At 59.4% G+C, this 11,042-nt stretch carries 8 protein-coding genes; 2 read left to right on the top strand and 6 right to left on the bottom strand.

All coding sequences use genetic code 11. The annotated features are described in order from the left end of the window. The first annotated feature begins 219 nt into the window (after nt 1-219). On the top strand, nt 220-933 hold the full coding sequence (locus ACP7BS_RS20690; RefSeq protein WP_426229833.1) for a response regulator: 714 nt from the start codon (nt 220-222) through the stop codon (nt 931-933). Next, nucleotides 934-2,193 carry an ATP-binding protein gene (locus ACP7BS_RS20685; RefSeq protein ID WP_426239631.1) on the top strand — a complete coding sequence of 420 codons (1,260 nt, stop codon included), beginning with the start codon at nt 934-936 and terminating at the stop codon, nt 2,191-2,193. A gap of 296 nt (nt 2,194-2,489) precedes the next feature. Here the strand turns inward: ACP7BS_RS20685 and ACP7BS_RS20680 are convergent, their stop codons facing one another. From ACP7BS_RS20680 to ACP7BS_RS20655, 6 genes are all read right to left on the bottom strand, one after another. Continuing rightward, nucleotides 2,490-3,902, bottom strand: coding sequence for an efflux transporter outer membrane subunit (locus ACP7BS_RS20680; protein WP_426239630.1), 1,413 nt, complete (start codon nt 3,900-3,902; stop codon nt 2,490-2,492). Between the two features lie 365 nt (nt 3,903-4,267). Beyond that, nucleotides 4,268-6,853, bottom strand: coding sequence for a bifunctional diguanylate cyclase/phosphodiesterase (locus ACP7BS_RS20675; protein ID WP_426239706.1), 2,586 nt, complete (start codon nt 6,851-6,853; stop codon nt 4,268-4,270). Nucleotides 6,854-7,039: 186 nt separating this feature from the next. Next, complete coding sequence (locus tag ACP7BS_RS20670; protein ID WP_426239629.1) at nt 7,040-7,228, bottom strand: DUF3008 family protein; 189 nt, start codon at nt 7,226-7,228, stop codon at nt 7,040-7,042. Nucleotides 7,229-7,270: 42 nt separating this feature from the next. After that, nucleotides 7,271-8,920: a cisplatin damage response ATP-dependent DNA ligase gene (locus ACP7BS_RS20665; protein WP_426239628.1), complete on the bottom strand. Its 1,650-nt coding sequence runs from the start codon at nt 8,918-8,920 to the stop codon at nt 7,271-7,273. A 3-nt stretch (nt 8,921-8,923) separates the two neighbouring features. Further along, nucleotides 8,924-9,934, bottom strand: a complete 1,011-nt coding sequence (locus ACP7BS_RS20660) for a ligase-associated DNA damage response exonuclease (RefSeq protein WP_426239705.1) — start codon at nt 9,932-9,934, stop codon at nt 8,924-8,926. Nucleotides 9,935-9,994: 60 nt separating this feature from the next. Further along, nucleotides 9,995-10,954, bottom strand: coding sequence for a nucleoside hydrolase (locus ACP7BS_RS20655; protein WP_426239627.1), 960 nt, complete (start codon nt 10,952-10,954; stop codon nt 9,995-9,997). Nucleotides 10,955-11,042: the final 88 nt, after the last annotated feature.

The raw sequence follows: 11,042 nt of genomic DNA, 5'->3' as shown, positions 1-11,042 counted from the left end.
ACGACCGCTTGCGGCAATTCGTTGCCGGGCGTGCCGCAAACCCGCAACTTGATGGCTGATCGTCAAGCGCACCGCGCAATCTGTGTTTGGAAACATCAGGCTGCGATTTTTGTAACGAAATGTAGGATCGGTATGACGGGAAATATTTCGACACTCAAAACGGCTGATGGCAGCCACCATGACGCGTGCGTTTTACCTTGCTGCTGATATAAACACTGCATGGACACAATACCGCACATCCTTGTCGTCGATGATGATCCGGAGATTCGCCGGCTGCTTGGAAAATATCTTGATGGTCAGGGCTTCCGCATCAGCCTGGCCGGTAGCAAAGGCGAGTGCGAGGCCAAGCTGGCCGAGTTGAAGATCGATCTGCTGGTTCTCGACGTCATGCTGCCGGATGGTTCCGGGCTTGATCTCTGCCGTTCCTTGCGGGGCAGGATGCCGCAGCTGTCGATCATCCTTTTGACGGCGCTGAAGGAGGATGTCGACCGGATCATCGGACTTGAATTCGGTGCCGACGATTATCTCGGAAAACCGTTCAACCCGCGCGAACTGTCTGCCCGTATCCGGGCCGTGCTGCGCCGTGGCCGCGCGGAACCGGCACCGGCCGGCAGCCGGCAATACGTGTTTGCCAACTATGTCGCCGATATCGAAAGCCGCACGCTGCTTGCACCCGATGGCAGCGCCGTCGATCTGACGGGCGGCGAGTTCGAACTGCTGGTGGTGTTTCTCCAGCGTCCGGGCCGTGTCCTGTCGCGTGATTCACTGCTTGACCTGACACAGGGGCGGACGGCCGATCCGTTCGACCGGTCGATCGATATCCTGGTCAGCCGCCTGCGCCGCAAGCTCGGCGATGCCAGCGTATTTGCGATGTTGAAGACCGTACGCAACAAGGGGTATCAACTCGCAGTTCCCGTCGAGCGGAGCAATTAGATGCTGTCGCTTCGTACGCGGTTTACGGCACTGCTGATCATCTCGGTCGTTCTGGTGCTGGTGATCGCTGCCGTCATCACGGCTTGGCTGCTGCGAAAACCGCCTGAAGTCATGTACGACCGTGTTCTGGCTGAAAAAGCAGAATTCGCGCTGCTTCTGCTTCGCGCCGATCCGCTGGCGGCGCAGACACTGCATATTACGATTCAGGAAAAGCCGGCGAAAGATCGTATCGATCAGGATCGGACTGACAATATCCTCGCGGAGGGCCGCCGCCAAGGCTACACGGCCGATGTCGTCGTCTTGAAGAGCTTTAATCCGCATCGCTGGGATATCGCCATTCGGCTGGATGACGGCCGCTGGGCATATCTGGATTTTCCGGATCCCGCGCCTTTTCCGTATCTGCCGCTGGCGGCCTATCTGGCATTGGTTGCCATCGGCATGACCGGTATTGCAACCTATGTCAGCAACGTGATGATGCGGCCGTTGCGCATCCTTGATGAAACGATCGCCAAAATCCGTCCTGATGGCATTATTCACGAACTGCCTGAGACCGGACCGATGGAGGTCCGTACCACCGCCAAGACCATCAACAGGCTGGCAACGCGTCTCAATGCAGCGGTCTCCAGCCGCATGCGCATGATTGCGGCCGCAGGTCACGACATGCGCACGCCGATGACCCGCATGCGCCTTCGCGCCGAGTTTGTCGTCGATGGCGACGACCGGCAGTCGTGGTTGAAAGATCTCGACGAACTCGACCATATCGCCGACAGCGCGATCCGGCTGGTGCGTGAGGAAATCAGTCCTGCAGCGCAGGAACAGGTGTCGCTGGACGCGGTTCTGCGGTCCGTCGCAGAGGAGATCAGCGAAACAGATCTCCCCGTTGAACAGGGAGCGATCAAGCCGGTACTGGTCAAGGGTGCGCCATTCGCTCTCAAGCGCGCGTTGCGGAATCTGGTGGTGAACGCCGCGACCCATGGCCTCGGGGCCCGCGTTTCGCTTTCCCGCTATGGCGGCGAGGCTGTCTTGACGATTATGGACAGCGGCCCCGGTATTCCGCAGGATCTGCTCGGCCGTGTGTTCGAGCCGTTCTTTCGTGTTGATCAGGCCCGGCGGCAGATTGTGCCCGGAGCCGGTCTCGGCCTCGCCATTTCGCAGGAAATCATCGAAAGCCATGGCGGTACGATCACGATTGTCAACCGCCGTGAGGGAGGCCTGCTGCAGACGGTGCGTCTGCCGCTGTGCAAACCGGAGCAGGATTGATCGAGAAAACTGCTTCCCCGGTCGATGTGGACAGTTAATCCAGTCTGATGGACTGCTGGCGTCTCGGGTCTCGGCATCGATGCAGTTGACATCGCAATCGACTGTTGGGTGCAGCTGTGCACGCCTTTACGCTTGAAACAGATCGGCGAGCTCCGCTACCACGCTGATCACCAGCCGACATCTTCACCCGCTCACCGCTTACGCCCAAATGAAAAAGCGCGGCCGACTGATCGGCCGCGCTTGATTGATCCTGGCGTTCGAGCCCACCTGGCGACGGCGAGCAGGTCGCGTTCGTCTTATTGTCCGATAGCCTGGATGCCTGCGCCGCCACCGATGGCGATGTTCAGAGCTACATAGTTGTTGGCGAGGTTGCGAATGCCGGATGCAAGCGCAATACGCGATGTCGCCAGCGAGCGTTCGGCGTCCAGCACGTCGAGCAGCGATGTTGCACCGCCCTTGTAGCTTTCGCGTGCCAGGCCCAAGGCCTGCTCGTAGGAATCCACCACCTTACGCAGGGCTGCCACGGTCTGGTAGTTGTTGCGCAGCGCGACAAGCGCGTTTTCGACTTCCTCGATCCCGTTCAGAACGGTCTGCTTCCAGGAGAGGTATTGCTGTTGCGCGCCGGACTTGGCGATGTCGACATTAGCCTTCAAACGTCCGCCATTGAAGATCGGAATATTCAGGCTTGGGCCGAAGGACCATGTGCTGAGACCCCCGGCGACCGCAGAGACGATACGGGAGCCGTCGATCGAGCCACTCAGGCTGAGGCTTGGATAAAGCTGAGCCTCGGCAACGCCGATCTGGGCGGTGGCCGCAGCCAGAAGACGTTCCGCCCTGCGGATGTCCGGCCGGTTGCGCACGAGATCGGCCGGAATGCCGATCTTGGTGTTGTAGCGCGGCGAGGGCTGAGACGCGCCGTTTCTTAAGCCGGCTGTGACCGTGGTTGCGGGCAACCCGAGCAGGGTGGCGATGTGGTTTGCCGCCTGGTTGAAGCCGGTCTGGTAACCGGGCAATTCGGCCAGCGTGCTGTTCACCAGGCCTTCGGCCTGAACAACGTCGAGGCTGGAGGCTGCGCCCGCTGCCTTGATGTCGTTCGTCAGTTTCAATGTTTCGCGCCGCGAGGCCAGGCTCTTCTGCTGCAACGCATAGGCTTCCTGGTTGTAACGCGCCTCGATGTAGGACGTCGTCAGGTCGGACAGGTAGGCAAGGCGGGCAACGTTGACGTCGGCATAGGCGGCATCAAGCGACGCGTTGGCCGATTCCTTGGCACGCGCGTACTGGCCGAACAGATCGATCAGCCAGGAAGCATCGCCGCCGCCGCCGATTGTCTTGGTTTCGCTGTGGTCGCCTTGGCCGCTGTTGCGCCGCGAGGAGCCATCCTGGCCAGCAACACTTGCGGAACCGCTCGCATTGATCTGCGGCAGGCCGCCGGATGCTGCGACGATGACATTGGCGCGGGCTTCGATGATGCGCTCGATCGATTGCTGAACGTCAAGGTTTTCGCCGAGACCCTGGGCAACGAGGCCGTTCAGTTTCTTGTCGCGGAAGGCTTCCCACCATGGCTTCAGCGTTACATCCGCCGCTTCCGCCTGGCCCCCTTGCGAGAATTTAGCCGGCAGCGCCGCGTTCGGAGATTGATAGTTAGGCCCGACAACGCAGCCCGAAAGAAGAACGAGGCTCAAGGGAAAGAGCACTTTAGCAATTTTCATCTGGGTCCCCATCCGGCCCGCATGGGTCGGTAACAAACGATTCACTTTTTTCGTCTTTAACATTTTCCGCGCCGCTTGCGAGGGAACAATTGCAAAGTTGTGTCCGAAATGGACGATCCCCAGCTTTGGTGTTTCCCAAGTGCCACGGCTTGGACGTTTTAGCGGCGATTTCAAGGGCGCCTGATAAAAAATCGTCCGTGCGAATCACTCCGATCCCAATAGTGTGCCTGCTTGAATGTTAACAATTAACTGACCCCTTAAAGGGTGTGCGTGTCTGGCGTTTGTCACTCCGATGTCGAATTGTTTCCAGCATGCGGGCCTGACGTCGTCGCGCACAATGTGATGCGGCACGGAGCTCGCTTGGATCAGGCCGCCAGCCATCGGCGTTCGCGGGCAAAGTTTGCAAGGTCTGTCGCGCTCATGGGTCTGGCAAACGCATAGCCTTGCAGTCCGTGACAACCCAGATCCTTCAAAATACGGGCATGTTCCATGGTTTCGACGCCCTCGGCGATAACTTCGATGCCGAGCGATATGCCGATGTCGATAATCGAGGCAACCAGCTGGCGCTGTTTGGTGGAAGTCAGGATCGGGATCACCAGCTGCCTGTCGATCTTGAGGCGGCGCGGGGTGAGTTTTAAAAGGCTGACGATGGAGGCATATCCGGTACCGAAGTCGTCGATTTCGATATCGATGCCGAGGTTTTTAATCTGCTCGATATTGGAAAGCACGGTCATGTCGCTTTCATCGAACGAGATCGATTCCAGCAATTCGAACGAGATTTTGCCGCGCGGAATGGCCATCTGATTGAGGCGATCGATCAGTTTTTCATCGTGCAGGCGGTGATAGGAGAGATTGACGGATACTTTCGGGATATTGATCCCGCTTGCCTCCCATCGCATCGACTGGAACAGTGCTTGTTCAAGGATCCGCTGGTCGATCTCCGAAAGCACGTTGATGTCTTCGGCCGTCTTCAAGAACGCGTGCGGCGCCAGCAGTCCCTTGGTCGGATGATCCCAGCGCGCCAGGGCTTCGACGCCGATGATATCGAGGGTCGTGGGGCAGAACTGCGGCTGGAAATAGGCGATGAACTCGTTCTGTTCGAGCCCCCGCAGGATTTCGTCTGCTGTCTGCTTCGTCTTGAAAACAGCGGTCTTCAGGGAGTGCGTGAAGAATTCGTAGCGGTTGCGGCCGCGGCGCTTGGCTTCATAAAGCGCAATGTCGGAATTGACCAGAACCTGGCAGAGATCCTCTTCCTGCCTTGCCTGATGAGCAATGCCGATGCTGACGCCGATGCGGCATTCCTGTTCCTTGTACCGGACCGGGATACTCATTGCGTCGATGATGCGTTGCGCGAGCGCTGTTTCACAGCCCTCGATCTCGCCCTTGCGTGAGATGATGACGAACTCATCTCCGCCGATGCGGCCAACGAAGTCGTCATCGCTGGTGTTGGCGCGAAGAATCTGGGCGGCATGCCGGAGGATTTCGTCGCCTGCCGCATGGCCGAGCGTGTCGTTGATTTCCTTGAACCGGTCGAGATCGATATGGAAGATGCTGGCGAGGCCCGACTTTATGCCGCCCGGGTGTTTTTTCGCAAGAATCTCGTCGAGGTACCGCCGGTTGGGCAGCGCGGTCAACGGATCGTGCAGGGCATTGAATTCCATTCTGTGCCGTGCTGCCTCCAATTCGGCACTGTGCGCTTCGGCCTGCCCTTTGGCGGCTTCAAGCCGCTCGTTCTTTTCGACATCGGCGGTTACGTCCCAGTTGACGCCGACGATCTTCTCATTGCCGCCCGCACCGATATATGTCGAGCCAACCGCGCGGATGTGCCGGACGCGGCTGCCGGGGAGCCGGATGCGGAAGTGCGAGACGTAGCTCGCCCCATGCCGCAGCGCATTGCCGAATTCCTGTTCGGCTTGCTGCAGATCGTCCGGGTGCAGCGCGTCGCGCCAATCCTCATAGACTTCTCTCGCATTCTGCCGCAGGCCGTACAATTCCTTCATACGGTCGTCCCACAGAAGCTTGCCCGAGGCAATGTCGAGTTCCCAGATGCCGATCTGCGAGGCGTCAAGTGCGATCTTCAGCCGATGAGACAGTTCCTGGAGCTGGTCCTTGTTGCTCTCGAGAACCTGGATATTGCGTTTGCGCTCCTCGATCAGCCGCCCGCTGATGAACATCGGCACAAGGATGAAAAGGCCGCCGATGAGGACCAGCGTGCGGATCAGCCCGGCGTTCGGCGGGGTGGCGACCCAGCCGCCCTTCGGCACTGCGCTGATCACCCAGGATCCACCCGGTAGGAAGAGGCTCACCTCGACAGGATCGGCTGCCTTGACGCCGCTGTCTCCATAAAACAATGCGCCGTCTTCGCCCAAACCATCGCGGCCGGAAATCGCCACGTCGATATCGAGCTTGGGCGAGAGAAGTCCGCTATCCTGGTACAGCCGATCGACATCGATGACTGCGGAGACGAGACCCCAGAACCGGTTGGACTCGCCCCCGTCGGGAAGCGATACGGGAAAGCGTCCCACCAGGCCCTGACCACCCTGGATAAGATCCAGGGGGCCAGCCAAGACCATTTTGCCAAGCTCACGAACCTTGAGTGCTACGGCGCGCTGATTGCTGTTCTTGCGGTAGTCGAGGCCCAGAACCTTCTCATTTCCATCGAGCGGGTAGACGAGGGAGACGATGAGATTGGGCGCCGCTGCAATATTGCGCAGCCTGGAACGCTCATTGAAAATGTTGCGGGCCAGATCGGAGAACCGTTTCTGGTTCATGCCCGGTTCCGTGGAGATCGTAGCGATTAATCCACGCACCAGCTGAATGTCACCGTTGATGTTGGCCTCGAGCTTCGAGCGGATCGGATTAAGCTCGGCGATCACCGCCGCCCGCATCCTCGCTGCATGAACCGCGCTGTTTTGCTGCTCGGCAAACAGGCCCGCTGCAATCACCACCATCAGTGCAACATAGGTAGGTATGTAGTTCGGCTTGAGAAACCGAACTATTGTTGATCTTCTGAGCGCATTCGACAGTCCGGAAAACACATGATCTCCAAAGCTGTTCACTACCGACAGCAATTGGATGAGATTGTCGCAAGCGCGTCTTAACAAGATGTGCTTGAGCGCCCCGTCAATTCTAGTGCTTTATTCGGCTTTCTTCTTTTTCGGCAGCGTCTTGCGGTCCGTTTCCGCAAACTCCTGCAGCTCTTTTTCCGACATGGATTTTTCCATGCTCTTCGAAGCGCCTTTGAGTTCGGATTTTTTAGTCTCTCCGCGTTTAGCGGATAGTGCCGCGCCGGCGGCTTTTTGCTGGGCTTGGGATTTTGCAGGCATAGACTTTCTCCTCCACTCGGATGCCTCCTTAACAACTGTTTTCTAGATTGGTTCCGCCGGCTCCGGCAAATTGCTTTCAGGCGCCGCGATCATTGCAAGCAGCGTCTCCAGCCGGTCGGCATCGCGCGGCAGTTTGTCCGTTCGCAGCCGCGAGATGCGCGGAAAGCGCATGGCAACGCCGGATTTGTGCCGGCTGGAAAAGTTGATGCCCTCGAACGCGACCTCGACGACGAAACCGTGATCGGCTTCCGCCCGGATAGAGCGCACCGGGCCGAAACGCTCCACGGTGTTGTTGCGCACGTAGCGATCCAGAACTTCAAGCTCCGCGTCGGTAAAGCCGAAATAGGCCTTGCCGACAGGGACCAGGACGTCCTTGCCATCGCTCGTTGTCCAGACCCCGAAGGTGAAGTCGGAATAGTAGCTCGATCGTTTGCCGTGACCGCGTTGGGCATACATCAGCACCGCATCGACATTATAGGGCTCACGCTTCCATTTGAACCAAGGACCCTTTGAGCGCCCTGATGTATAGGGCGAATCCAGACGTTTCAGCATGATCCCTTCGATCACCGGATCCGGTGGGTCTTTGCGCAGGCGGTCAAGTTCTTCCCAGGTTGAAAAGGGGACGAGCGGCGAGAGATCGAAATGCGAGGGGGCGGCCGTTTCGATCAGGGCGGAAAGCGCGGCGCGCCGGGTCAGGAAGTTATCCGGGCGCATATCCCGGTCACCGGAAAACAACAGGTCGTAACCACGGATGAAGGCTGGATAGTCGTCCAGCATCTTCCGCGTTACCGTCTTGCGGTTCAGCCGCTGCTGCAGATCGGAAAATGTCCGCGTCGCGCGATTGGTGCGCATGGTGCCGCCGACGAGAAGCTCGCCATCGATGATGCCTTCGAAATTCGCCGCTTCAAGGATGTCTGGAAAGGCACCGGAAATGTCGTCGCCGCTGCGAGAATAGAGCCGCCGCGTGCCGGCCAGATTGGCAAGCTGGACGCGAATGCCGTCCCATTTCCATTCGGCGGCAAAGTCTTTCGGATCGAGCGCACCAAGATCATTGTCGCCGACCGGCGTTGCCAGCATCACCGCATGAAACACTGCGGGCATATCCAGTTCCGGCTTGGGCGCTTTTCCATCCAGCCATTCGAACAAGGACACATAGGGGGGCGACAGGCCATGCCAGAGCGTTTCGATCTCGGTGACATCGACGGTACCCATATCGGCAAGGGCCTGTTTCACCAGCCGCGCCGAGACGCCGATGCGCAGCCCGCCGGTGACGAGCTTGAGGAAGGCAAACCGGCTCGATCCCCCCAGTTGATCAAGCAGATCGCGCACCAAGCCATGGACATTGGCCCGCCCCGCCGTTTCCAGCTGGTGCATGACGGCACCGAGCGACAGGTCTCTGGCCGTTGTCTGGCTGTCTGCCGGCGGTTCCCAGACCAGCGAGATGGTTTCGGCAAGGTCGCCGACATAATCGTAGGAATAGCGGAACAGCACATCATCCATCCGCTCCAGCACCAGTTGCCGCAGCACATTCGGCTTCACGGTCTTGAGCGTCAGCGTGCCGGCGATGGCGGCGAGCGCATAGCCGCGGTCCGGATCGGGGGCGCTGCGAAAATAATCCGCCATCAGCTTGATTTTGGCGTTGCGCTGCGGGGTGAGAACCAGGCGGTCGAGCAGTTCCGCGAAGGCGCGCATTTGCTATTCTCCCTCGTCGTCGTAGCCGACCAGATGCAGCGGCCGGGCGGCGATTCCCTGCATCTCGCACCAGCGCACCAGTGCTTCTTCACGGCCGTGCGTAACCCAGACCTCGCCTGGCTTGATCTCGTTGATCGTTTCGATCAGTTCCGGCCAGTCGCAGTGATCCGAGATGATAATCGGCAATTCGACGCCGCGTTGCTTGGCGCGCTGGCGCACCATCATCCAGCCGGAGGCGAAGATCGGAATGGGATCGGGAAAACGTCTCGCCCATTTGTCGGCAAAGGCCGAAGGTGGACCAACGACGACGGCACCGGCGAAGGATTGCTTGTCTTTCGCATCAACCGTGGCGGGCCGGAGATCGCCCAGTGCGATGCCCTCGCTTTCATAATAGTCGCAGAGCCTGGCAAGAGCGCCGTGAATGAAAATCGGCGCGTCGTAACCCGCTTCACGCATCAGGGCGATGATCCGCTGGGCCTTGCCAAGGGCATAGGCACCGACCAGATGGGCGCGCTCGGGGAATTGGCTGAGCGAGGTCAACAGTTTGGCAATCTCGCCGCGATCGTCCGGATGGTGAAACACCGGCAGGCCGAAGGTTGCCTCGGTGATGAACACATCGCAGGGCACAGGTTCGAAAGACAGGCAGGTCGGATCGCGGCGGCGCTTGTAGTCGCCCGAGACGACGATGCGGATGCCGCCCGCTTCAACGGCGATCTGCGCGGATCCGAGCACATGGCCGGCCGGGTGAAAGCTTACGGTGACATCGCCGATCGTGGTTCGTGCGCCGAGCATCGCCTCCTGCGTGCTGACGCAGAATGTGTCGCCATAGCGAATACGCATGATGTCGAGCGTCTCGCGCGTCGCCATCACATGGCTATGGCCGGAGCGAGCATGATCGGCGTGGCCATGGGTGATCAAGGCCCGTTCGACGGGCTGGACGGGATCGATATAGAAGCCGCCCTTCTCGCAAAAGAGACCCCTGGGCGTCGGGTAGAGCAGCGTTTCCGGTTTCATGGAGACGAAGATAGCTGGCAATTGCGCAACTGCCAGCTATCACAGCGAATTTTTAACGGCTCAGGCTGCGGGGCTCTGTCCCAGCGTCTTTGAGATCAGCTCAAGCACGCCCTGTGCATCCACGTCGATGCAGATGTTCTGGCTGGGCAGATTGTCCCAATCGCTTGGCGGGAAGATGTGATCGTCGGCCTTCTGGATGGTCTGGCCATCGGCAATGCCGCCGCAGACGACGCGGATCGCACCGCTGCGCAACGTGAAGAGTTGGGGCGCCACGACATAGACGCAGGCGCAGCTGTCATGCACCACCATGCCGTCATCGACATGCTGCTCGTAGAACTCGATGTAGAACTGCGAAATGTCCGACAGAAGCTTTGCCCGCTTGCCGCCGCTCGCAGCGATCGCAGCCAGTCTGCTGCGTGTCATCACCGTTTTCTCGGTGACGTCGAGACCGACGACGACGACTGGCCAAGGGGCCGTCATCACCGCGTCAGCAGCTTCCGGATCGCCATGGATATTGGCTTCGGCCGCCGGCGTAATGTTGCCGCGCATGTCGAACGCGCCACCCATGATGACGACGTCCTTGACCAGTACCGCGATGTCCGGATCGTCACGCAGCGCAAGCGCCAGATTGGTCATGCGGCCAACGGCGACGATGGTCACTTCACCGGGATTTGCACGAACGGTGTCGATGATGAAGCGATGGGCCGGACGCGGATCGCAGGCGAGATCGACCGTTTCCGGAACGCCGATATTGCCGAGACCGTCATCGCCATGGATGAAGGTCGGCCAGCCGACATGGGCCCGCGACGGGTCGAGCGTCTCACCAAGCCCCTTGGCAACCGGAGCTGCGATATCCCACTGCTGCTTCAGATAGAGCGCGTTGCGCGTCGTCGTCTCGATCGAGGCATTGCCGAAAACGGTGGTGATGCCGATCAGGTCGATATCCGGGTGATTGTGCAGGAACAACAGGGCCATCGCGTCATCGACGCCGGGGTCCGTATCAAAAATTACCTTATGCATGATGTGTTCTTTTCGTTGAATGGAAGGCTGTCGCGGTTTTCCGAGTTGAATTCGGCCCGGCTGTGAAAGTCAACCGCGCCGATGTCGC

The sequence above is a fragment of the Pararhizobium sp. DWP1-1-3 genome (genome assembly GCF_049896125.1).
Lineage (GTDB): Bacteria > Pseudomonadota > Alphaproteobacteria > Rhizobiales > Rhizobiaceae > Pararhizobium.
The sequence above is the reverse complement of the archived record's forward strand: the minus strand, read 5'-3'. Positions and strand labels throughout refer to the sequence as shown.